The 22,275-nt window shown below is 61.7% G+C and carries 25 protein-coding genes, 1 tRNA gene and 1 pseudogene; 17 read left to right on the top strand and 10 right to left on the bottom strand.

Going from position 1 to position 22,275, the window contains the following annotated elements; translation table 11 throughout:
• Positions 1–492: 492 nt before the first annotated feature.
• Genes dprA through ACSSVQ_RS00470 form a run of 4 tightly spaced genes read right to left on the bottom strand, consistent with a single transcriptional unit; the run spans position 493 to position 4,554 of the window.
• Positions 493–1,620 (bottom strand): DNA-processing protein DprA, encoded by a 1,128-nt coding sequence (gene dprA / locus ACSSVQ_RS00455; protein ID WP_454180376.1) that lies wholly within the window; start codon positions 1,618–1,620, stop codon positions 493–495.
• On the bottom strand, positions 1,617–2,276 hold the full coding sequence (plsY, locus tag ACSSVQ_RS00460; RefSeq protein WP_454180377.1) for a glycerol-3-phosphate 1-O-acyltransferase PlsY: 660 nt from the start codon (positions 2,274–2,276) through the stop codon (positions 1,617–1,619). Before plsY ends, dprA begins: the two co-directional genes overlap by 4 nt.
• Before the next feature lie 2 nt (positions 2,277–2,278).
• Complete coding sequence (locus ACSSVQ_RS00465) at positions 2,279–3,574, bottom strand: dihydroorotase (RefSeq protein WP_293323514.1); 1,296 nt, start codon at positions 3,572–3,574, stop codon at positions 2,279–2,281.
• Positions 3,571–4,554: an aspartate carbamoyltransferase catalytic subunit gene (locus ACSSVQ_RS00470; protein ID WP_454180378.1), complete on the bottom strand. Its 984-nt coding sequence runs from the start codon at positions 4,552–4,554 to the stop codon at positions 3,571–3,573. The genes ACSSVQ_RS00465 and ACSSVQ_RS00470 overlap by 4 nt, the downstream gene beginning before the upstream one ends.
• A 137-nt stretch (positions 4,555–4,691) precedes the next feature.
• Between ACSSVQ_RS00470 and ACSSVQ_RS00475 the strand changes: the two genes are divergently transcribed.
• Together ACSSVQ_RS00475 and ACSSVQ_RS00480 are read left to right on the top strand one after the other, a co-directional pair.
• Positions 4,692–6,380 carry an isovaleryl-CoA dehydrogenase gene (locus tag ACSSVQ_RS00475; RefSeq protein ID WP_454180379.1) on the top strand — a complete coding sequence of 563 codons (1,689 nt, stop codon included), beginning with the start codon at positions 4,692–4,694 and terminating at the stop codon, positions 6,378–6,380.
• A gap of 4 nt (positions 6,381–6,384) precedes the next feature.
• On the top strand, positions 6,385–6,639 hold the full coding sequence (locus ACSSVQ_RS00480; protein WP_454180380.1) for a hypothetical protein: 255 nt from the start codon (positions 6,385–6,387) through the stop codon (positions 6,637–6,639).
• Positions 6,640–6,715: 76 nt separating this feature from the next.
• Here the strand turns inward: ACSSVQ_RS00480 and ACSSVQ_RS00485 are convergent, their stop codons facing one another.
• The 3 genes from ACSSVQ_RS00485 to ruvX form a co-directional block, all read right to left on the bottom strand.
• Positions 6,716–6,892: a YegP family protein gene (locus ACSSVQ_RS00485; protein WP_454180381.1), complete on the bottom strand. Its 177-nt coding sequence runs from the start codon at positions 6,890–6,892 to the stop codon at positions 6,716–6,718.
• Positions 6,893–6,979: 87 nt separating this feature from the next.
• Positions 6,980–7,894, bottom strand: a complete 915-nt coding sequence (locus tag ACSSVQ_RS00490; RefSeq protein WP_293327270.1) for an AEC family transporter — start codon at positions 7,892–7,894, stop codon at positions 6,980–6,982.
• A gap of 18 nt (positions 7,895–7,912) precedes the next feature.
• Positions 7,913–8,320: a Holliday junction resolvase RuvX gene (gene ruvX, locus ACSSVQ_RS00495; RefSeq protein WP_454184620.1), complete on the bottom strand. Its 408-nt coding sequence runs from the start codon at positions 8,318–8,320 to the stop codon at positions 7,913–7,915.
• A 244-nt stretch (positions 8,321–8,564) separates the two neighbouring features.
• Between ruvX and gatC the strand changes: the two genes are divergently transcribed.
• From gatC to ACSSVQ_RS00565, 14 genes and pseudogenes are all read left to right on the top strand, one after another.
• Positions 8,565–8,852 carry an Asp-tRNA(Asn)/Glu-tRNA(Gln) amidotransferase subunit GatC gene (gatC, locus tag ACSSVQ_RS00500; RefSeq protein ID WP_454180382.1) on the top strand — a complete coding sequence of 96 codons (288 nt, stop codon included), beginning with the start codon at positions 8,565–8,567 and terminating at the stop codon, positions 8,850–8,852.
• Between the two features lie 5 nt (positions 8,853–8,857).
• Positions 8,858–10,345, top strand: a complete 1,488-nt coding sequence (gene gatA / locus ACSSVQ_RS00505) for an Asp-tRNA(Asn)/Glu-tRNA(Gln) amidotransferase subunit GatA (protein WP_454180383.1) — start codon at positions 8,858–8,860, stop codon at positions 10,343–10,345.
• A complete protein-coding gene (gene gatB / locus ACSSVQ_RS00510; protein ID WP_454180384.1) occupies positions 10,345–11,835 on the top strand; it encodes an Asp-tRNA(Asn)/Glu-tRNA(Gln) amidotransferase subunit GatB in 1,491 nt (496 codons plus the stop codon). Before gatA ends, gatB begins: the two co-directional genes overlap by 1 nt.
• Before the next feature lie 221 nt (positions 11,836–12,056).
• On the top strand, positions 12,057–12,842 hold the full coding sequence (locus ACSSVQ_RS00515) for a histone H1-like repetitive region-containing protein (protein ID WP_454180385.1): 786 nt from the start codon (positions 12,057–12,059) through the stop codon (positions 12,840–12,842).
• Positions 12,843–12,988: 146 nt separating this feature from the next.
• Positions 12,989–13,636 (top strand): glutathione S-transferase family protein, encoded by a 648-nt coding sequence (locus ACSSVQ_RS00520; RefSeq protein ID WP_454184621.1) that lies wholly within the window; start codon positions 12,989–12,991, stop codon positions 13,634–13,636.
• Positions 13,637–13,742: 106 nt separating this feature from the next.
• On the top strand, positions 13,743–14,105 hold the full coding sequence (locus ACSSVQ_RS00525) for a hypothetical protein (protein ID WP_454180386.1): 363 nt from the start codon (positions 13,743–13,745) through the stop codon (positions 14,103–14,105).
• Positions 14,106–14,153: 48 nt separating this feature from the next.
• Positions 14,154–14,429: an acylphosphatase gene (locus ACSSVQ_RS00530; protein WP_454180387.1), complete on the top strand. Its 276-nt coding sequence runs from the start codon at positions 14,154–14,156 to the stop codon at positions 14,427–14,429.
• A gap of 121 nt (positions 14,430–14,550) precedes the next feature.
• Positions 14,551–15,186 (top strand): glutathione S-transferase N-terminal domain-containing protein, encoded by a 636-nt coding sequence (locus ACSSVQ_RS00535; RefSeq protein WP_454180388.1) that lies wholly within the window; start codon positions 14,551–14,553, stop codon positions 15,184–15,186.
• A gap of 116 nt (positions 15,187–15,302) precedes the next feature.
• Positions 15,303–15,635: a hypothetical protein gene (locus ACSSVQ_RS00540; RefSeq protein ID WP_454180389.1), complete on the top strand. Its 333-nt coding sequence runs from the start codon at positions 15,303–15,305 to the stop codon at positions 15,633–15,635.
• A gap of 102 nt (positions 15,636–15,737) precedes the next feature.
• A complete protein-coding gene (gene tesB / locus ACSSVQ_RS00545; RefSeq protein ID WP_454180390.1) occupies positions 15,738–16,604 on the top strand; it encodes an acyl-CoA thioesterase II in 867 nt (288 codons plus the stop codon).
• Between the two features lie 81 nt (positions 16,605–16,685).
• Positions 16,686–16,776: transfer RNA gene (locus tag ACSSVQ_RS00550), tRNA-Ser, on the top strand.
• A gap of 121 nt (positions 16,777–16,897) precedes the next feature.
• On the top strand, positions 16,898–17,140 hold the full coding sequence (locus tag ACSSVQ_RS00555; protein WP_454180391.1) for a GIY-YIG nuclease family protein: 243 nt from the start codon (positions 16,898–16,900) through the stop codon (positions 17,138–17,140).
• A 67-nt stretch (positions 17,141–17,207) separates the two neighbouring features.
• Positions 17,208–17,354 (top strand): annotated as a pseudogene (locus ACSSVQ_RS00560) (DUF4236 domain-containing protein); the annotation flags it as partial.
• 108 nt (positions 17,355–17,462) lie between these two features.
• On the top strand, positions 17,463–18,320 hold the full coding sequence (locus ACSSVQ_RS00565; RefSeq protein WP_454184719.1) for a GlsB/YeaQ/YmgE family stress response membrane protein: 858 nt from the start codon (positions 17,463–17,465) through the stop codon (positions 18,318–18,320).
• A 51-nt stretch (positions 18,321–18,371) separates the two neighbouring features.
• Here the strand turns inward: ACSSVQ_RS00565 and arsH are convergent, their stop codons facing one another.
• From arsH to ACSSVQ_RS00580, 3 genes are all read right to left on the bottom strand, one after another.
• The gene (gene arsH / locus ACSSVQ_RS00570) at positions 18,372–19,082 is read right to left on the bottom strand and encodes an arsenical resistance protein ArsH (RefSeq protein ID WP_454180392.1); all 711 of its coding nucleotides are present in this window, start codon (positions 19,080–19,082) and stop codon (positions 18,372–18,374) included.
• Complete coding sequence (locus tag ACSSVQ_RS00575) at positions 19,075–19,494, bottom strand: arsenate reductase family protein (protein ID WP_454180393.1); 420 nt, start codon at positions 19,492–19,494, stop codon at positions 19,075–19,077. Before ACSSVQ_RS00575 ends, arsH begins: the two co-directional genes overlap by 8 nt.
• 89 nt (positions 19,495–19,583) lie before the next feature.
• Positions 19,584–21,368: an SLC13 family permease gene (locus ACSSVQ_RS00580; protein WP_454180394.1), complete on the bottom strand. Its 1,785-nt coding sequence runs from the start codon at positions 21,366–21,368 to the stop codon at positions 19,584–19,586.
• Positions 21,369–21,591: 223 nt separating this feature from the next.
• Here ACSSVQ_RS00580 and can point away from each other — a divergent pair, with 223 nt between their 5' ends.
• A complete protein-coding gene (can, locus tag ACSSVQ_RS00585; RefSeq protein ID WP_293323781.1) occupies positions 21,592–22,257 on the top strand; it encodes a carbonate dehydratase in 666 nt (221 codons plus the stop codon).
• The last annotated feature ends 18 nt before the right edge of the window (positions 22,258–22,275 follow it).

A 22,275-nucleotide genomic window follows, 5' to 3' on the forward strand; every position in this document is an offset into this window, starting at 1 on the left:
ACCTGTCAAACTTCCTCGGAAGGCCGCGGAAATCCTCATGTATTGAGAAACTGCTATCTCCGTTTTATTCAAAACGACAATTTTTACAGCGAGAAACGGATTGGATTTTGTGTGACCCGATCTAAATAGCGCGTAATAATCGAAAACAAGAGATTAGTAATCTTGAATGTTCTCGCGCTGGGAACGTTTTTCAAGAGACAGGAGGTAAAATGCGAAATCCTGTCGGAGGAACCAAGCGGAAGGTGAAGTCCGATAGCGCCGATGGGCGGATGCGTAGGGGACGTCCATTGCAAGATACGAAAACGAAAGAGGACGGTAGCGAAACAGGCGGTGAGGGGGCGGACTATCTTCTGGAGACGTTGACCGGCGCGCGTCAGCTCGCCGCGGCACAGGGATACCGTTTCCTCGCCTATCTTCTCGGGTTGGCATTGGAGGAGGCCCGTCAACTCTCGCAAACGGGCGAGTCTTGGTCGACCTCATGGCGGGACCGGTCTAGCGGGACCGATCGTCGGGGGGAATAAGGCTCAGGCGGTCGCCGGGGTCGCGTTGCAGGCGGCCGGCAAGTTCCAGTTCGATCAGGACGGCGCGAACCGATCCGGGATCGGCGGCGGCCTCGTTCAGCAGGTCGCCAAGCGGCGTCGGCGTGGGGCCGAGTGCTTCGAGAACACGCAGGCGTATCGCGTCGTCGGGCTCTGCGCCCTGCGACGGCTGTGAAAAATCGACATGTTGCGGTTCCGCCAGGCGTCGATGCGCCTGATGAGGTGCGCCGAGCGCATCCACCACATCTTCCGCCGTTTCCACCAGTGTCGCGCCTTGCTTGATGAGGCGGTTCGCGCCATGTGCGCGCGGGTCGAGCGGCGAGCCGGGCACCGCGCAGACCTCGCGGTTCTGCTCCAGTGCATAGCGCGCCGTGATGAGCGAGCCTGAGCGCAACGCGGCTTCCACCACCACCGTTGCCAGCGACAGGCCGGAAATCAGCCGGTTGCGGCGTGGAAAATGGCGGGCCTGTGGGCTCGTGCCGGGCGGCATTTCGCCGACAAGCAGGCCGTCTTCACCGATGGCTCGTTGCAGTTTCTCGTTTTCAGGCGGGTAGAAAATGTCGAGGCCGCCGGCGACCACCGCGATGGTGCCGCTTGCCAGCGATGCTTGATGCGCGGCCGTGTCGATGCCGCGCGCAAGACCCGAGGCGACGACATATCCGCGTTCGGACAGACCCTTGGCGATATCGCCTGCGATCCGCCGCCCCGCGGCGGAGGCATTGCGCGAGCCGACCATGGCGATGGTGTCGCGTGTCAGAAGCGAGAGGTTTCCCTTTACCGCGATGACCGGCGGAGGCGGGTCGGTGAGGGCGAGGGGTGGCGGATAATCCGCATCGCCCAGAACGAGAAGCGTGGCGCCGAACTTTTCCAGCGTCGCCATTTCCCGTTCTGCATCGGCGGCGCTCGCGACCCGGATCGCGCGTTTGCGCCCGCCGCGCGCCGCGAGGCCGGGCAGGGCGTCGAGCGCGGTTCCGGCGGAACCGAAATGTTCGAGCAGATCGCGAAAGGTGACGGGGCCGATATTTTCGCTACGTGCGAGCCGCAGGCGCGCCAGGCGCTCTTCCTGCGGCAGCGGGCTCACTGACCTGCCTCGCTACCGTCGGCTTTGGTCTCTTTTTTCTTTGCGCCGATTTTCGGTTCGGTACCGCTCAGCAGCCGCGAGATGTTTTCGCGGTGCGCCCAGTAGATCAGCACCACAAGCGGCACGGACAGCGCCACGAGCTGCCATTGGTCCAGCCAGGCGAGATAGAGCGGCGTCAGCAGCGCGGCGACGAGCGCGGAGAGCGAGGAGTAACGGCCGAGAACCGCCACGGCGAGCCATGTCGCGCAGAAGAGGAGGCCGATGGGCCAGTAGAGCGCCAGCAATATGCCGATGAAGACGGCGACCCCTTTACCGCCCTTGAATTTGAGCCATACCGGGTAGAGATGACCGAGAAAGGCGCCGATGCCCGCCAGCCCCGCCATGGTGACGGGGTGGGCGCCGAATTCGCGCATGATGAGGACGGCGGCAATGCCCTTGCCAGCATCGCCGAGAAGCGTCCCGGCGGCGACCCAGCGATTGCCCGTGCGCAGCGCGTTGGTGGCGCCGATACTGCCCGAGCCGATGTCGCGAATGTCGCCGAGGCCCGCGATACGGGTCAGCAGCAGGCCGAAGGGGATCGACCCCAGCAGATATCCGACGATCAGCGCACCGGCGAGCCACGGCCCGTCGGTCGCCAGCGTAACCCCCTCGAACATGCTTAGCCCTCTTCCCCGTGAACGAAAACCATCCGGCCGCCGACAATAGTCCGCAAAACGCGGCCTTGAAAGCGCCGGTCCTCGAAGGGTGTGTTCTTGGAAACGGATTTGAGCGCTTCCGGCTTCAACTGCCAGGGCATATCCGTATCGATGAGGATGAGGTCGGCGGGCAGACCCGCGGCAAGCCGCCCCGTGCCCAGGTCCAGCAGGTCGGCGGGCACATGGGTCATGGTGTCGAGCAGGCGCGCGAGCGGTACGTCGCCGGAATGGACGAGGGCGAGCCCCGCGGCCAGCAGCGTTTCAAGCCCGATGGCGCCAAAATTGGCTTCTTCGAAGGGGCGGCGTTTGACGTCGGCGTCCTGCGGGTCGTGGCCGGAGACGATGACGTCGATCGTGCCGTCGGCCAGCCCCGCGACGAGGGCCTGGCGGTCCTGTTCGCTGCGAAGCGGCGGCGAAAGCTTGAAAAAGGTCCGGTAGCCCTGAATGTCGAGTTCGTTGAGTTGCAGGTGTGCAGCGGAGACGCCGCAAGTGACCTGCAATCCCCGGTTCTTCGCCGCGCGGATGATCTCGACCGAGGCTTCGCAGGAAATCTGCGCGATGTGGAGGCGTCCGCCGGTGAGTTCCATGAGGCGCAGATCGCGCTCGATCATGATGGTTTCGGCGGCGGCCGGGATGCCGGGCAGGCCCCAGCGGCTCGACAATTCGCCTTCATGCATCACGCCGCTGGCAAGTGCAGGCTCTTCGGCATGCTGGACCAGCAAGGCGTCGAAAAGTTTTGCGTAGGACATGGCGCGGCGAACGACCTGCGCATTGGCGACCGCCTTGTCGCCATCGGTGAAGGCGACCGCGCCTGCTTCCTTCAGCAGGCCGATCTCCGTCATCTCCTGTCCCTTGAGGCCCTTGGTCAGCGCCGCCATGGGATGGACATTGACGATGGCGGTATCGCGCGCGCGGCGTTCCATGAAATCGACCAGCGCCACATCGTCGATCACCGGATCGGTATTCGGCATGACGATAACGGTGGTGACGCCGCCCGCCGCCGCCGCCTGGCTGGTGAGCGCCAGCGTTTCGCGGTGTTCCGCGCCGGGCTCGCCGGTAAAGACACGCATGTCGACGAGGCCGGGGCAGAGGACCTTGCCGCCGCACTCCACCGTTTCCACGCCTTCCGGCACGCCGTCATTGAAAAGATCGGGGCCCAGATCGACGATCTTGCCGTCCTCTACCAGCAGGTTTCCGATCTGGTCGTAGCCGCTGGCCGGATCGAGGAGGCGTGCATTGACGAAGGCGGTGCGGGTCATTTCGCAGTCTCCGCCGTTTCGGGATCGTTGGGCAGGTTGCGCGCCAGCGCGTCGAGCACCGCCATGCGCACCGCCACGCCCATTTCCACCTGTTCGCGGATCAGGCTGCGGTGAATGTCGTCGGCCACCGCGCTGTCGATTTCGACGCCGCGGTTCATCGGGCCTGGATGCATGACGAGCGCGTCGGGCTTGGCGGCGGAGAGCTTGTCGTAGTCGAGGCCGTAATAGCGGAAATATTCGCGCTGCGAGGGCACGTAGGAGCCTGCCATGCGCTCAAGCTGCAGGCGGAGCATCATCACGATGTCGCAGTCCTCCAGCCCCTTCTTCATGTCGTGGAAGATTTCCACGCCGAAGCGCTCGATGCCGGTGGGCATCAGCGTGGGCGGGCCGATCACGCGGACGCGCGCGCCCATGGTCTGCAGCAGCAGGATATTGGAGCGCGCCACACGGCTGTGCAGGATGTCGCCGCAGATCGCGACCTGAAGGCCCTGCAGCGTTCCTTTGCGGCGGCGAATGGTCAGTGCGTCGAGCAGGGCCTGTGTCGGATGTTCATGCGCGCCGTCGCCCGCATTTACCACCGAGCAGGAGACTTTCTGAGAGAGAAGCTCCACCGCGCCGGAATTCTGGTGCCGCACTACGATCATGTCCGGGTGCATGGCATTGAGCGTCACCGCCGTATCGATCAGCGTTTCGCCCTTCTTTACGGAGGATGTGCCGACCGACATGTTCATCACATCGGCGCCGAGCCGCTTGCCCGCCAGCTCGAAGGAGCTTTGCGTGCGCGTGGAGGCTTCGAAGAAGAGGTTGATCTGGGTCCGGCCCCTGAGCACGGCTCCCTTTTTATCGATCCGCCGGTTCTGCTCGACATAGGTGTCGGCAAGGTCCAACAGGGCGGTGATGTCTTGGGGAGAAAGCCCCTCGATCCCGATCAGATGACGATGCGGGAAGATGGGGGCGGGGGATGTTTCCGGACTGCTCATTAAAGCCGAATGTATAGGTGCGATTCCCGGTTCCAGCAAGGAACAATCTCGGTTTTGGCTGCGTCCTTTCGCACGGGTTGCGTAGGGGGTGACGTTGGGTCTCCAATGGGCCTCAAAATGTCAGGAGGTGGCCCAAAATGACCAATCCCGAGTTCGAGCCTGAGGCATTCGCGACCCATGAGGTGTTCAACCAGCCGCCGGCGCTGGAAAACTACAACCTCTTCACCAGCGATATTGCGCTGCGGGAGACTATCGCGCGGGAAGGCGGCGGGGCCGCGGAAGACAATCTGACGGCTTTCGGCGGCAGGATCGGCACCTCCGAGGTGATCGATCTGGGGCGGCAGGCGAACGCCTATCTGCCGGTGCTGAAGAGCTTCGACCGGTTCGGCCATCGCATCGACCGGGTGGAGTTTCACCCCTCCTATCATCAGCTCATGTCGCTTTCTGTGGCGCAGGGGCTTCATGGCAGCCCGTGGGACCATTTGAAGGACGGGTCGGCGCCGAAAAAGGGCGCCATCGTCTCGCGGCTCGCCGGCACCTACATGATGAGCCAGATCGAGGCCGGTCATGGCTGTCCCATCACCATGACCAATGCCGCGGTGCCCGCGCTGATGTTCCAGCCGAGCCTTGCGGAGGAGTGGCTCCCGCGCATCCTGTCGCGCGACTACGATCCCTCCTTCAAGCCTGCGAGCGAGAAGACCGGCGTTACGCTCGGCATGGGGATGACGGAAAAGCAGGGCGGCACGGATGTGCGCGCCAACACGACCCATGCGCAGCCGGTGAATGGCGGCGGGCCGGGCGAGGAATATCGCATCACAGGCCATAAATGGTTTTTCTCCGCACCCATGTGCGATGCGTTTCTCGTGCTCGCACAGGCGCCGAACGGGCTTTCCTGTTTCCTCATGCCGCGCTTTACGCCGGACGGAGAGCCGAACCGCATTCGTATCCAGCGCCTGAAGGAGAAGGTGGGCAACAAGTCCAATGCCTCCTCGGAAGTCGAGTTCCAGGCGGCGGCGGGTTGGCTCATCGGTGAGGAAGGCCGTGGCGTGCGCAACATCATCGAGATGGCGACCTATACGCGGCTCGATTGCGCGGTGGCGACGGCGGGCATGATGCGGCAGGCGGTGGCGCAGGCCGTGCATCATTGCAGCTACCGGCGTGTCTTCCAGAAGCATCTGATCGACCAGCCGCTCATGTCGGGCGTGCTGGCGGATCTGGCGCTTGAAACGGAAGCGGCGACGGCGCTTTCTTTCCGGGTGGCGCGATCCTTCGACGAAGCCTTCACCGACGAGCAGGAGGCCGCCTATCGCCGCATCATGACGCCGGTTGCGAAATACTGGGTCTGCAAACGCGCGCCGAACCTTGCCTATGAGGCGATGGAGTGTCTCGGCGGCAATGGTTATGTGGAAGAGGGCATTGCAGGCCGCATCTATCGCGAGATGCCGGTGAATGCGATCTGGGAAGGATCGGGCAATGTCATGTGCCTCGACGTGCTGCGGGCGCTGGGCCGCGAGCCGGAGGCGCTGGATGTTGTGTTTGCCGAGTTCGACGCCGCCAGGGGTGCCAATGCGCATTACGACAAGGCGGTGGATTTGCTGAAGCAGCAATTCACCGACATCGGTACGCTGGAAATGCGCGCCCGCGTCGTCGTGGAGGATATGGCCAAGGTCGCGGCGGCCTCGGTGCTGGTGAAACACGCGCCGGACTATGTGTCCGACGCCTTCTGTGCCACCCGCCTCAACCGCGATTGGGGCGACCTCTACGGCACGCTGCCGGAGGGCGTGGATCAGCGCGCGATCATCGATCGGTCGCGGCCTATGGCGTGATCTCATGCTGCGCTGGATAGGTGGAGTTATCGGGCTGCTGTTGATTGCCTGGGGTGTTTTGCTCATCACCGGAGGCGGTCTGCTGGTTCGCGACGATCCGCTATGTGGAACTGTCGAGCTTAAGGACGCCGCTTGTACCTATCTTACGGGTTCCGGTCTGCAGACCGCTTATCGCTACGGCGTCGAATACTGTCCGAAAATTTCCGACGGCGTCGATTACGGGGCCTATAATCCAGCAAAGAGTAGCTGCCACCGTTGAACGGCGGAGCTACTTCTTGCGGTTCGAGAGTGCCTGGCAGGATTGAGGGGAGATCGTCTAATCTCCCCCAAGTGTCTCAGCTGTTATCTTCCGTCGGGGCGCCCGGCCCGTTTTTCTTGATGGAGTCGATGGCGTTCTGAGCGCTTGCCTTGCTCGTATAACCCTCGGTCGCGAAGATCACTTCGCCATTGTATTTGAAACGAACTCGAAACTCGCCAGCCTTGTCCTTGTAGATCTCGAACTTGTGCGCCATCGAAAATCCCTTTCGTTTTGAAGCGGTGTCAGGGCACCGTCCGGGTATTCTTCGGCACAAGGGGACGGGGCGCAAACTTTTTGGGTGTTACCCCAATAACCAGAGCATCAGCGGCATCGTGATGGCGGCGAGGATCGTGCCGCCGGTGATGAGGCTTGCCATCAGCGTCGCATCGCCGCCGAGCTGGCGGGCGAGGATGTAGGACGATGTTGCGCCCGGCACGGCGCCGCAGACCAGTACGACGAGGCGCGGTAGCCCCGTGACGCCGAAGACATAGCACCAGCCCATCATCATCAGCGGCATGGCGATGAGGCGCAGCCCGCTCGTCAGCAGCACGATCCATTTCGTGTCGAAAGCGTGTGCCGGTTTCAGTCCGGCGCCGATGGCGATGAGACCGATGGTGAGCGCCGCCTTGCCGAGAATGTCGAGCGTCGGGTCGAGCGGGCCGGGAAGCCCGATACCAGAGACGTTGAGCGCGATACCGACCGCGCAGGCGAGGATGAGCGGGTTCTTGATCAGCAATCGTCCCACCGTACCGAGACCGGCAGGCGTGTCGCCCGCATAGCGCGTGAGGATGAGGACGGAGAGCACGTTTACCGCGGGTACCAGCACCGCGAAACCGACCGCGGCGAGCGCCACGCCTTCATGTCCATAGAAGGAGGCGATGGCCGCCAGCGCCACGAAGCCGTTCCAGCGCGCCGCGCCCTGAAAGACGGACGAGAATTGCGGGCCGGTCAGCGGCAATATCTGCTTCAGCACCATCAGCAGTACGACCATGCTTGCAAGCCCCGCGGCCAGTGCGGATGCCATCGGCCCGATGTCATAGGGGCCAAGATCGGCCACGGCGAGCGTGCGGCAGAGGAGGGCGGGGAAGAAGATGTAATAGGTCAGCTTGTCCAGCGGTGCCCAGATCTCATCACCCAGAAAATCCATCCGCTTGATGGTCCAGCCGAGAGCGATGACGAGGAAGACGGGAATGAGGGCGTTGAGGATCTGGAGCATGATCTGCTTCTTGTTGTTCTAGAGGTTCCGCAGCCGGTCGAGCGCTCCCTGAAGGATGTGCGCGGCGGCCATCTTGTCCACCAGCTCGGCGCGGCGGGCGCGGCTGGTATCGGCTTCGAGCAGGGTGCGGGTGACGGCCTGGGTGGACATGCGCTCGTCCTGAAAGACCACCGGCAGCTCGGTCAGCTTTTCCAGATTGCGGACGAAGGCGCGGGTGGACTGGCAGCGCGGGCCCTCCGTGCCATCCATATTGAGCGGCAGGCCAACCACGAGCGCGGCGACCTCATATTGGGTGGCCAGGGCAAGGAGGCGTTCCGCATCGGCGGTGAATTTGGTCCGCTTGATGGTTTCGAGCGGCGAGGCGACGAAAAGCGAGACGTCGGAGAGGGCGAGGCCGATGGTTTTGGTGCCGAGATCGAGCCCCATCAGCCGGCTGTTGCGCCCCAGACGGGCCTTCAGCTCTTCCAGCGTGGTTATATTGCCGCTCAAAGCCGCTAAATCCCCAAAAATTCAAGCCGAAATGGCCTTTGTCGCGGGCGGACAATAGGCGGCGTTGCGGCTTCGGCCAAGGCTTTGTTATGTTGCCGCCGATTCAAGCGAGAACTGGGCGCATGCGGGGCTTTCACGGCTTTCCTTCGCCCGCTCTCCTAACCCCAACAAAGGCAGGCCTATGTCGGTCGATCAGAACACCGTCCGGCACATCGCCCGGCTTGCGCGGATTGCCGTGCGGGACGATGAGCTGGAACATCTCGCCAAGGAACTCAACAGCATCCTCGACTGGGTGGAACAGCTCGGCGAACTCGACACCTCCGATGTCGAGCCGATGACCAGCGCCGTGGAAACCACGATGAAAATGCGCGAGGACGAGGTCACGGTCGGCAATCTGCAGGACGAGGTCACGCGCAACGCGCCTGCGTCCGAAGACGGCTTCTATGTCGTCCCGAAAGTGGTGGAGTAAGGCGCATGGCGAAGAATGACGAACTGATCGGCCTCACGCTCGCCGAAGCGCGCGACAAGCTGAAGGCGAAGGAGATCACCTCCGCGGAGCTGACCGACGCCTATATCTCCGAGATGGAAGCGGGCCGCGACCTGAACGCCTATGTGCTGGAAACGGCGGAGCAGGCGCGCGAAATGGCGAAAGCCTCCGACGCGAAGCTCGCCAGGGGCGAGGGCGGCGCCATCGAGGGCGTGCCGCTCGGCATCAAGGACCTGTTCTGCACGAAGGATGTGCGGTCCACGGCCTGCAGCCACATTCTTGACGGTTTCACGCCGCCTTATGAGTCCACCGTCACCTCACAGCTCTGGCGCGATGGCGCGGTGATGCTGGGCAAACTCAACAATGACGAGTTTGCCATGGGCTCGTCTAACGAGACGAGCTTCTACGGTCCCGTCACCAATCCGTGGCGCCGTGAAGGCGACGACACAAAGCTGGTGCCGGGCGGTTCGTCCGGCGGCTCGTCTGCTGCCGTGGCGGCGAAACTCTGCCTCGGGGCAACGGCGACCGATACGGGCGGATCCATCCGCCAGCCGGCCGCCTTTACCGGCACGGTCGGCATGAAGCCGACTTACGGCCGTTGCTCCCGCTGGGGAATCGTGGCGTTCGCCTCCTCGCTCGATCAGGCAGGCTCGATCACGCGCGACGTGCGCGATGCGGCGATCATGCTGAAATCCATGGCCGGTCACGATCCGCAGGACACGACCAGCGTCGACCGTCCCGTGCCGGACTATGAGGCCGCGCTGGGGCAGGGCGTGAAGGGGCTCACGGTCGGTATTCCGAAGGAATATCGCGTGGACGGCATGCCCGAAGAGATCGACACGCTGTGGTCGCAGGGCATCGAATGGCTGAAGGCGGCGGGCGCGAATATCAAGGAAGTGAGCCTGCCTCACACCAAATACGCGCTGCCGGCCTATTACATCGTGGCGCCGGCGGAAGCCTCGTCCAACCTCGCGCGCTATGACGGCGTGCGCTACGGGTTGCGTGTCGACGGCAAGGACATCACCGAGATGTACGAAAACACGCGGGCGGAAGGCTTCGGCGACGAAGTGCGCCGCCGCGTGCTGATCGGCACCTATGTGCTGTCGGCGGGCTATTACGACGCCTATTACCTGAAAGCGCAAAAGGTGCGTTCGCTCATCGCGCATGACTTCCGGCAGGCATTTTCGGAAGTCGATGTGCTGTTGACGCCAACGGCGCCGTCCGCGGCCTTCGGTATCGGCGAAAAGAGCAATGATCCGCTTTCCATGTATCTGAACGACGTTTTCACCGTGACGGTGAACCTTGCGGGGCTTCCGGGCATTTCGGTGCCCGCGGGGCTGTCGAAAGAAGGGTTGCCGCTGGGGCTGCAGCTCATCGGACGCGGTTTCGACGAGGAAACTTTGTTCCGCACTGCACACAAACTCGAAGAGGCCGCGCAGTTCACGGCGGCGCCTGAAGCCTGGTGGAGGTCGTGATGGACATCGGCAAGCGCGTTGCGCGCGAGGAAGACTGGATTCAGGGCGCCACGGGCGATTGGGAAATCGTTCTCGGCCTTGAGGTTCATGCGCAGATCACGTCGAAGGCGAAGCTCTTTTCCGGCTCTTCGACCGAGTTCGGTGCAGAGCAAAACACGCATGTCAGTCTGGTGGATGCGGCGTTGCCGGGCATGTTGCCGGTAATCAACCGCGTTTGCGTCGAGCAGGCGGTAAAGACGGGGCTCGGCCTTAAGGCGCAGATCAATCTGCGTTCGGTCTTCGACCGGAAGAACTATTTCTATCCGGATCTGCCGCAGGGCTACCAGATTTCGCAGTTCAAACACCCCATCGTGGGCGAGGGCGAAATCGAAATCGACCTGCCGGAAGAGCGCGTCGAGAAAATCGGCATCGAGCGTCTGCACATGGAACAGGATGCGGGCAAGAGCGTTCACGACATGCACCCGACGATGAGCCATGTCGACCTTAACCGGTCGGGCGTTGCGCTCATGGAAATCGTGTCGCGCCCGGACATGCGCTCGGCGGAAGAAGCGCAGGCCTATGTGCGAAAATTGCGCACGATTCTGCGGTATCTGGGCACGTGCGACGGCAATATGGAGCAGGGAAGTCTGCGCGCGGACGTGAATGTGTCCGTGCGCCGGCCCGGCGGTGAGCTCGGCACGCGCTGCGAAATCAAGAATGTGAATTCGATCCGTTTCATCGGCCAGGCGATCGAACATGAAGCGCGCCGACAGATCGAAATTCTCGAAGACGGCGGCAAGATCGATCAGGAAACGCGGCTTTTCGATCCGAAAACGGGCGAGACGCGCTCCATGCGTTCCAAGGAAGAGGCGCATGACTATCGCTACTTCCCGGATCCGGATCTTCTGCCGCTGGAATTGCAGCAGGAGGATGTCGACCGCATTGCAGCATCGCTACCGGAGCTGCCGGACGAAAAGAAAGAACGCCTGATGACCGACTACGGATTGTCGGCATACGACGCGACCGTTCTCGTCAGCGATGGGGCGCGTGCGGACTTCTTCGAAGAGGTTGCGAAGGGGCGCGATCCGAAGCTTGCGGTGAACTGGGTGAACGGCGATTTGTTCGGTGCGCTGAACCGCGAAGGCCACTCTCTGGAGGCGTCGCCGGTGTCTGCAAAACAGCTTGGAGAGCTGCTGGACCTCATTTCCGACAACACGATTTCAGGTCGAATCGCGAAGGACGTTTTTGATTCGATGTACAAAACGGGCAGAAATGCCATCGAAATCGTCGAAAAAGAAGGTCTTCGTCAGGTTACGGATACAGGCGCTATCGAAGCGGCGATCGACGAGGTGATCGCGGCCAATCCGGACAAGGTGGAACAGGTCAAAACCAAGCCGAAACTTGCAGGCTGGTTTGTCGGCCAAGTCATGAAAGCCACGTCTGGCAAGGCTAATCCGCAACTCGTCAACGAAATTCTCGCGAAGAAAATAGACATACCTTCCGAGGACTGACGAACGAATCCATGTTTCCGGTGAACTGTTTGTAAACCACTTTCACATGAAAGTGGCGCGACTGCGCTTGCGTAAAACTGTTGCAATTTGTTGCCGAGCGCATTTGTGACGCCCATAGTAGCAATGTGCGCCTTGATGGGTACGGGGGCACGTGAGTTTGTGTGCGTTGCAAGTCTTTGGATTGTCGCCAACACAAATGGCACATCAGGAGCTGAATTAACATGGCTACCACGACGAGAAAGGCGAAGCCGAAAACGGCAACCGCCAAAAAGACGACCGCTCGCAAGACGACGGCCGCCAAGAAGACCACCGCTCGTAAACCCGCGGCGAAAAAGACCGCCGCGAAGAAACCTGCGGCGAAAAAGACCACGGCTGCGAAGAAGCCTGCGGCGAAGAAGACGACCGCTCGCAAGCCCGCCGCCAAGAAGACGACGGCTGCGAAGAAGACCACTACGGCTCGTAAGCCCGCAGCCAAGAAGACGACAACGGCTCGCAAGCCCGCGGCGAAGAAGACAACCGCCCGTAAGCCTGCTGCCCGGAAGACCACGGCTGCCAAGAAGACGACAGCCCGGAAACCCGCTGCCCGTAAGACGACGGCTCGCAAGACGACCGCTCGGAAGACGACGGCGGCCCGCAAGCCCGCAGCCAGGAAGACGACAACGGCTCGCAAGCCTGCGGCGAAGAAGACGACGGCTCGTAAAACGACGGCTCGTAAGACGACAACCGCTCGTAAGACGACGGCGGCTCGTAAGCCTGCAGCCAGGAAGACGACAACGGCCCGCAAGCCTGCGGCCAAGAAGACGACCGCTCGCAAGACCGCTGCGAAGAAGCCCGCAGCGCGCAAGACAGCGGCCCGGAAGGCGCCTGCGCGCAAGACCACTGCCCGCAAGACGTCTGCCACCCGTCGCGCGACGGTTCGCAAGGCTCCTGCTCGTCGCACCGCGACGCGCCGGACGACGGCGGCCCGCAAGCCCGCGACCCGTCGCAGGACGGCAGCCAAGAAGTAATGGCTGCGCGCCGGAAATCATCCGAGGGGGCTACTCGTAAAACGGCCCCGGCGAAGCGGTCCGCTTCGGCCGGGGTCGTGCGCTCCTCCGAAAAGCCGATCGAACTCTATTACTGGCCGACACCCAATGGCTGGAAGGTTTCGATCATGCTGGAGGAGTGCAGGCTTCCCTATGTGATGAAACCGGTGAATATCGGCATTGGCGACCAGTTCAAGCGATCCTTTCTCAGGATCGCGCCGAACAACAGGATGCCGGCTATCATCGATCCGGATGGCCCCGGGGGGAAATCCATCTCGATCTTCGAATCCGGTGCAATCCTGCAATATCTCGGCCGCAAGACGGGAAAGTTCTACCCGGCAAACGAGCGGCAGAGGGTTGAGGTCGATCAATGGCTGTTCTGGCAAATGGGGGGTCTGGGGCCAATGGCCGGCCAGGCACATCATTTCCGGCAATACGCTCAGGAGAAAATTCCGTATGCGATCAAGCGGTACACGAATGAGGTGAACCGGCTCTATGGCGTTATGAACAAGCGCCTGAAGGACCGCGATTACCTTGCCGGCCGTTATTCCATCGCAGACATGGCTTGCTGGGGCTGGGTCGTACCCGCCAAAAACCAGGGTCAGCGGCTTGAGAATTTTCCACATCTCAAAAAATGGTTCGAACGGGTAAGCGCCCGTCCGGCCGTTCGCAGAGGGTTCGCCCTGGGGCGCGATTTGCGTCAGGGCACCCTGGGAGACAAGACCAAAGACGCCGAGAAGGCTCGCAAGATCCTTTTCGGGCAACGCGCAAACTAAGATGCGGCACATGGGCGGGACTTCATGTCCCGCGACGGTGTGCTAGGTTTGCAGCGCATCCGCGATCTTCGCGGGTGCGCTGTTCTTTTTGGATGAGGGGAGCAAGATGATGGGAAGCAAAAGCACGGGCCAATGGCTCGCACTCGCTCTGGCGGCGGCTCTGGTCGCGGCGCCTCAGGCAGCCTTCGCCGCTTCCGTCACCGGCACGGGCTCGGTGGTGAAGCATGATGCATACGGAACGGAGCGCGAATGGGGCCGCGATCTCGTTCTGCCCGAGGCGGGCGAGATCACGCGCGTCACCGACGGCACTTATGGTTTCACGCTTTATCATGGCAGCGAACAGGTGGCCGCGTTCATCACGCCGGAAAGCGCGGTGGGAACGAAGCTGCCCGCGGGCAAATACCGGATCGAGCCGAATGTCTGTCCGACGCATCGTCACCATCATGTCGAGGTGACGGCGAAATACTGAATGCCGGCGCCGGGGGTGTCCTCGCGCGGTGGCGGAAGGAAGGCGCAGATGACCGAAAACCGGTCCGTGCGCGTGCGGATCAGCGGCAGGGTTCAGGGCGTGGGCTACCGCGCCTGGGCGATGCGCCGGGCATCCGCTCTCGGTCTTTCCGGCTGGGTGCGCAATCTGGCCGATGGCGATGTCGAGGCGGTTTTTTCAGGCCCCTTGGAGCGTGTCTCCGAAATGATTGCGGCATGTCGCGAAGGGCCGCGCATGGCCTCGGTTCGCGCCGTGGAAGAGCTTGGCCCCGATGAGCCGTATGGCGGCCGTTTCGAGGTGCGCTAGGTGGATTTCCAGTTCAGCTTGCGATCACAATTTCGGCAATGCCGCCGCGCACGGCTCGCAATGGGGCACTGCGCTGCCCATATCGCTTTGATTACGCAAATCAGGCAGCTGGGAGGCTCTCATGATCGACTTTTATACCTGGACGACGCCCAACGGATACAAGGTGTCCATCATGCTGGAAGAGACCGGGCTTCCCTATGAAGTGCATCCGGTGGATCTCGGCAATCAGGCGCAGTTCGATCCGGCGTTTGTGAAGATTTCGCCCAATGGGCGTATCCCGGCCGTCGTCGATCGCGAAGGCGATGGCGGCGCGCCGCTGACGCTGATGGAGTCCGGGGCGATCCTCGTTTATCTCGCGGAGAAGACGGGCAAGTTCCTCGCCGCGAAGGGCGGCCAGCGCGCCAAGGCGCTGGAATGGCTGATGTGGCAGATGGGCGGCGTCGGTCCGATGATGGGGCAGGCCAATCATTTCCTGAACACCGCCAGCGAGAAAATCCCCTATGCCATCGATCGCTATGTCGGTGAGAGCGCCCGCCTGCTGAAGGTGATGGACGGCCGTCTGGGGCAGGCGGATTATCTGGGCGGGGACTATTCCATCGCCGATATGGCGACCTATCCCTGGGTTGCGGTCGGTTTCGACCTTATTCGCCAGGCCCGCCCGGACATTGTGGGCGAGGGCGCGAATATCGAACGCTGGATGAAGAATGTCGCCGCGCGGCCCGCCGTGCAGCGCGGTATGAAGATACCTTCGGTCTGATTTCGGTTAATTTCAGTCAAATTGTTGTAATGCTGCGTCACTCCCGGGCGCGGCGTTAACCATTCTTTCAAAACGGTCATGAAAGCATCCCTATGACGCAGGAAGGTCCTGCGATCATGAACAGCAAGCCGGCGGGCACGCGCAAGACGCGTCCGGCCTGTTTATGGGGGTTTGAAACCATGGCTCGTATGCAATTCGACGTTGCCGACAAGAGTGAACTTGGGGCGCCGGGCGGTTCCGGAGATGCTCTGCTTAATCTCGGCCTGATGTATTCGACGGGGCGCGACGTGGAAGTCGATCTCGTCACGGCTCACAAATGGTTCAATCTGGCCGCGATGCGCGGCAGCGTTGCGGCGCGCGACTACCGGGCGGAACTTGCCCGGGAGATGTCGCCGGCCGAGGTCGCGGAAGCGCAACGCCAGGCGCGTGAGTGGCTCGCCAGCCAGTAAGATACCGGTTGCGGCCAACGCCTTGCCCGAGGGTAGCGGGCAGGCGCGTTTGAGCCTATGTTCCGGCCCACTCCGCCAGCTTTATTCGCGATGGATGGGACCATGCCGGACGCCGTAGAAGACCTGATTCAGATTCTCGATCTCGAACCGATCGAACAGAACCTTTTCCGGGGCCACAGCCCCGATGTGAGCTGGCAGCGCGTTTTCGGCGGCCAGGTGATCGGTCAGGCGCTGGTGGCGGCCTATCGCACGGTGGAAGAGCGCATCTGCCATTCGCTTCACGCCTATTTCATCCGTCCGGGCGACCCGAAGGTGCCGATCCTCTATGAAGTGGACCGTGCGCGGGACGGCAAGAGCTTTACCACACGGCGCGTCGTTGCGATCCAGCACGGCAAGCAGATCTTCAATCTCGCCGCCTCCTTCCAGATACAGGAAGAAGGCTTCGAGCATCAGGCCGACATGCCCGATGTGCCGATGCCCGAAGACCTGAAGACCGAAACGGAGCTGCGCGAGGCGGTGAAGGACAAGCTCACGCCGGAAATCGCCGCGCATTTCTCGCGGCCCCGTCCCATCGAGATCCGGCCCGTCGATCCGCAGAATTATTTCGATCCCGAGCCCATGGTGCCCGCCCAGCATGTCTGGTTCCGGGCGGTGAAGGATGTGGGCACCACGGAATCCATCAATCAGTGCGTGCTGGCCTATGCCTCCGACATGACGCTGCTCGACACCTGCATTCGCCCGCATGGCGTGAGCTGGATGCAGGGCAAGCTCCAGTCGGCCAGTCTCGACCATGCCATGTGGTTTCACGCGCCGGTCCGCACCAGCGACTGGCTCCTTTATGTGCAGGACAGCCCCAGCGCCTCGGGCAGCCGGGGCTTCAACCGGGGCAGCATCTTTACCCGGGATGGCCGGCTGGTGGCCTCGGTCGCGCAGGAAGGCCTGATCCGCTATCACGGCAAGAAGCGCTAAATCTCTGAAACGGAAGAAATTCCCCGGCTTTTCGCCTCATCCCTCTTGAAGCCGCGCCCGAACTTGGGCATACACGGCGGTGGAGAGGTGGCCGAGTGGCTGAAGGCGCTCCCCTGCTAAGGGAGTATACGTTAACCGCGTATCGTGGGTTCGAATCCCATCCTCTCCGCCATCCTGCTTCGCTCTTCGAGCTTCGCAGGATTGGCCCTGTGAAACGTTTGCGCCGCAGGAATGGCAATCTCCACCAGTACGAAGCAGGATGCCCTCCGGAGCTTTAGCGAAGGGGGGCCGTTTTGTTTTACGTCTATCTTATTGAGAGCCTGTCAAATCACAGCCAGCGTTATGTGGGCATGACCGTCGATCTCAAACGACGCCTTCAGGAACACAATGCCGGTAAATCTATCCATACGTCCAAATTCAAGCCTTGGCAGCTGACGACATATGTCGCCTTTTCCGACAGAGCGAAGGCCGAATCTTTCGAGCGCTACCTAAAGTCAGGCTCGGGCCATGCCTTTGCGAACAGGAGACTGTGGTAAAGCCTGCGTAACTTATACCTAATCTGTATAGTAGAGATGTCGTCAGCTCTTCGGGGGGGAGGGATAGATGCCATTTTATCTACGCAAATCTGTGCGCGCAGGACCGTTTCGCTTTAATTTTTCGAAGAGCGGCGTCGGCGTATCCGTTGGCGTGAAGGGGCTTCGCGTAGGAACGGGACCTCGGGGGCACTACGTCCACGCTGGACGCAATGGGTTTTACTATCGCGCTTCGGCTAGAAGAGCTGGATCATCGCCTGCTTCCAGCAAAACTGAGTCGCAGATTGATCGGAAACATATGGTCTTCGACGTCGAAGGTGTCGAAATGACCGAAATCGACTCCGGTGACGTCTTGGCTATGCGTGACGAGTCGTTTGATGAATTGTTGGACGAAATCAATGCTAAGCGCGATCAGTTTAGCATGGCGGTGCTTCTGGGTCTGGCCGGAGCTGTCATAGGTGGAACGATAGCACCTGCTATCGGACCAGAGGCATTGTGGTTGGTGGCGCTGGCCCTACCGGGAGCCCTGATAGGGCACTGGCTGGACACCTATCGTCGGACAGCAGTCCTTTTTTATGACCTCGAACAAGACATGGAAGCTCTCTATCGGGCTGTCACAGAAAGCTTTGATGCATTATCTCAATGTGGTGGAAAATGGCATGTGGAAGCAGGTGGAGCTGTCCGTGATTTGACCACTTGGAAGCGAAATGCGGGAGCAACGCATATTGTGCGTAAAAAGCGGACGGCACTGTCCTACAGACTTCCCAATGTCGTGAAAAGCAACGTGACTCCTCCAGCATTGCAAGTAGGAAAACAAGTAATCTATTTCCTGCCGGATACCGCTCTGGTCGATGATGGTCGGCATTTAGGGGCGGTAGGGTATTCGGACCTTCGTATCAAGCTGGAAGAATCGGATTTCATTGAAGAAGGTGGTGTTCCCCACGATGCAATAGTTGTCAGGCACACTTGGAAGCACCCAAACAAGCGAGGCGGGCCTGACCGTAGGTACAAGGACAATTATCAAATTCCGGTTTGCCGCTATGAGATGATGCATCTTACGAGCAAGAGTGGACTCAATGAACTCGTTGAGTTTTCGAAACTGGGCGTAGCAATAAATTTTGTAGATGCGATTAGAGAAATGCCGAAGAATGTCTGTCTGAAGTCTCTTCAAGAGAAGGCCTAAGTGACCGGGGCGCTGGCGGACTGTTCTTTGCCCGGCTATTCTAACTGCCGATTACCGTCGATTCACCCGCGCCGACAGCTCTTCCGCGCTCTCCTTGCGCTCCGAATAGCGGTCGACGAGATAGTCGGCGCGTTCGCGGGTCAACAGGGTGAACTTCACCAGTTCTTCCATCACATCCACGATGCGGTCGTAATAGGGCGAGGGCTTCATGCGGCCGTCTTCCTCGAATTCGAGGAATGCCTTGGCGACGGAAGACTGGTTGGGAATGGTGATGAGCCGCATCCAGCGGCCCAGAATGCGCATCTGGTTGACGGCGTTGAAGCTTTGCGAGCCACCGGAGACCTGCATTACCGCCAGTGTCTTGCCTTGCGTGGGGCGCACGGCGCCCCGCTTCAGCGGCAGCCAGTCGATCTGGGTTTTCATCACGCCGGACATCGCGCCATGGCGTTCCGGCGAGCACCAGACCATGCCTTCCGACCAGATCACGAGATCGAGCAGTTCCCGCACCTTGGGATGGCTTTCCTCCACGCCGTCTACCAGCGGCAGGCCGTGCGGGTCGAAGACGCGCGTCTCGCAGCCGAAGCGGCGCAGGATGCGCGCGGCTTCTTCATTGGCGAGGCGGCTGTAGGAGCGTTCCCGGAGCGACCCATGCAGCAGCAGGATGCGCGGCGGATGCGCCATGCGGGGCGGCGTGAAGAGCGTCTCTTCGTCGATGGACCGAAAGCTCGTTTCGTCGAGATTGGGGAAGGTGTCGTCAGCCAACGCGCTTTCCCTCCGCATCGATCAGCAGGTCGCCGTCTTCCTTGTGGAAGGGTCCGGGCGGCAGGCGGTCGAGAAGGTCGAGCACCGTCTCGCTCGGGCGGCAGAGCTTCACGCCCTTGGGCGAACAGACGATGGGGCGGTTAACGAGTACGGGATGCTCGAGCATGGCCGTGAGGATCGTTTCGTCGGAAACGCCGTCCTCCAGCAGGCCCAGGTCGGCGGCGGGCGATTTGGTTTCCCTCAGCGCTTCACGCGGCGTGAGGTCGGCCGCGGCGAAGAGGGCGAGGAGCTGAGCCTTCGTCCAGCCTTCCTTGAGATACTCGATCACTATCGGCGTTTCGCCGGATGCCTCGATGATCTTGAGGACATTGCGCGATGTCACGCAATCGGGATTGTGATGGATGACAATCATCGGACGTTCCTTTCGACCCGGCTGCGGTTACGCTTCTGGTTTGTCGGAAAGCCGCGCATTGTCAACCCGAAACGCCCGTTCAGGCCGGCTCAGAACGGCCAGAGCATCGGCACGAGCGTTACCGTGATGGCAGCGGCGATGAGGTTCATCGGGATGCCGATCTTCATGAAATCGGTGAAGCGGTAGCCGCCGGGGCCGTAGACCAGGGTATTCGTCTGGTAGCCGATGGGGGTCGCGAAGCTTGCGCTGGCCGAGAACATCACCGCCACCACGAAGGGACGGGGGTCGTATCCCAGCTGATGCGCAAGGCCGATGGCGATAGGGGTCATCACGATGGCGACGGCGTTATTGGTCACAAGCTCGGTCATGATCGATGTCATGAGATAGACCGCGAGAAGCGCGGCAATCGGGGGCAGGCCTGAAAGCCATGGCGCGACGCCGTTCACGATGAGCGCCGCCGCGCCGGATTTTTCCAGCGCCGCGCCGACGGCGAGCATGGAAAAGATCAGCACCAATATGCGCCCGTCTATCGCGCGGAAGGCGTCGTCGGCATCGAGGCAGCCGGTGAAGAGCACCACGCCCACGCCGATCACCGCGAGGGCGGAAAGCGGCATCACATTGAGCGCGCCGAGCAGCACCACGCCCGCCAGCACGGCGAAGGCGAGGGGCGCCTTGTTGCGGCGATAGCCGCGTTCGGCAGGCTCGGTAAGGTTCAGCAGGTTCATCTCTTCCGACAGGCGTTTCACGTCGTCCGCGGCACCTTCGATCAGCAGCGTGTCGCCCGCCTTGGGGGCGATCTCGCCGATCTGGCGGCCGAGATTCTCGCCATGGCGGTGCACGGCGAGAATGTAGATCGCATAGCGGCGGCGCAGGCGCTGGTGGCGCAGCTCCGTTCCGATCAGGCTGCTGTTGGGGGCGACCAGCGCTTCCACCACCACGGCTTCGCGCTGGCCGACTTCGGAAAGGCCTTCTGGCGCGAGCTGAACGCTCGCCTCGGAGCGCAGGCTCAGCACTTCGGCCATGCTGGATTCGAAAACGATGCGGTCGCGCGGTTCCAGCACCAGCGTGTCGAGCCGGTGGCGCTGCGAGCGTTCGTTGCGCACCACGTCCACCACGCGAATGTCGCGCTTGCGGAAGGTTTCGATTTCGCCGACGCGCTTGCCGATGAAGGGTGAGCCGGGGTTGAGCAGCGCGTCGGTGAGGAAACGCTGTGATTTGCGCTCGCCCAGCATACCGGCCAGCGTCATGCGGTCAGGCAGCAGGAAATGCGCCATCACCAGCATCGCCGCGCCGCCCACAATGGTCAGGGTCAGGCCGAGCGCGGTGATCTCGAACATGCCGAACGACTCCATGCCGTTTGCTACCGCGACGCCATTGACCAGCAGATTGGTCGACGTGCCGATCAGCGTGCAGGTGCCGCCCAGGATCGCCGCATAGGAAAGCGGGATCAGCATGCGCGAGGGCGCCATCTTCAGCTTTGCCGCGATGCCCATCACGATGGGGATCATCACCATCACGACCGGCGTATTGTTGACGAAGGCGGAGGCCGTGGCGGTGAGCCCCATCAGCCAGGAGAAGACGCCGCGGTTTCCTTTTTCCGCCGCCCGCTGGAAACGCGAGGTCAGATTAGCGAGAAAGCCCGTGCGCACCAGCGCACCTGACAGGATGAACATGGCTGCGATCGTCACCGGCGCGTCATTGGCGAAGGAGGACAGCATGGAATCGGCATCGAGCAGGCCCGTGGCCAGCAGTACGCCCACGCCGCCAAGCGCCACCACTTCGGGCGGGAACTTCTCGGTGGTGAAGAAGACGAGCATGATGGCGATGACGCCGAGAACGGCGTAAGGGGCCAGGGGAGCGGCTGCTTGGAACATGCTACCTTGTCGTTTCGACGTGCCGGCCGGCATCTGCCAGCTTGCGGGGATCCGATGGGGTGAAAGTGAGACGCCGCCGCATAAAATTCAATAAAAAAATGTGCTTTAATTCATCCAACAAAAATGTGGTGTAAAAAATAGCGCGTATTTTCTTCCGCGAAAAAAATGCTATCTACCCCGGCGCCGCTCGGGCGGTTTCTTACAGGGATGCAGGATGGGGAAAATGCCAGAACTCAAGGTGTTGTTCGAGCGTAACCGGGAATGGGCCGAAGGGGTCAAGGAACGCGATCCGGAATTCTTCAACCGCCTTTCCCGCCAGCAGGCGCCTGAGTTTCTCTGGATCGGCTGTGCCGACAGCCGGGTTCCCGCCAATCAGATCATCGACCTGCCGCCGGGCGAGGTCTTCGTTCACCGCAACATCGCGAATGTGGTGGTCGCCTCGGACCTGAACTGCCTCTCCGTTATTCAGTTCGCGGTCGAGGTGCTGAAGGTGAAGCACATCATCGTCACGGGCCATTATGGCTGCGGCGGCGTGCGCGCCTCGCTGGAGAAGTCCGATCACGGCCTGATCGACAACTGGCTCAACCATATTCGCGGCGTCTACAGGCTGCACCGCCATCATGTGGACGCGGCCGAGGATGAAGAAGGCCGTGTGGACCGGCTCTGCGAGCTGAATGTGCTCGAGCAGGTGCGCAATGTCTGCACCACCACCATCGTCCGCGACGCCTGGGCCAACGGGCAGGACCTTCGGGTTCACGGCTGGTGCTATTCGATCAAGGACGGCCTGGTGCGCGGCCTGTGCTCGCATGGCGGGCAGGACGATATCGACACCGGCCTCGGGGACGATCTGGAAGCGCTGGCCGCGCGGTGGCTGACGGGCGAGGTCTGAGCCCGCCCGCCAGCGCAA

The sequence above is a fragment of the Parvibaculum sp. MBR-TMA-1.3b-4.2 genome (assembly GCF_053628815.1).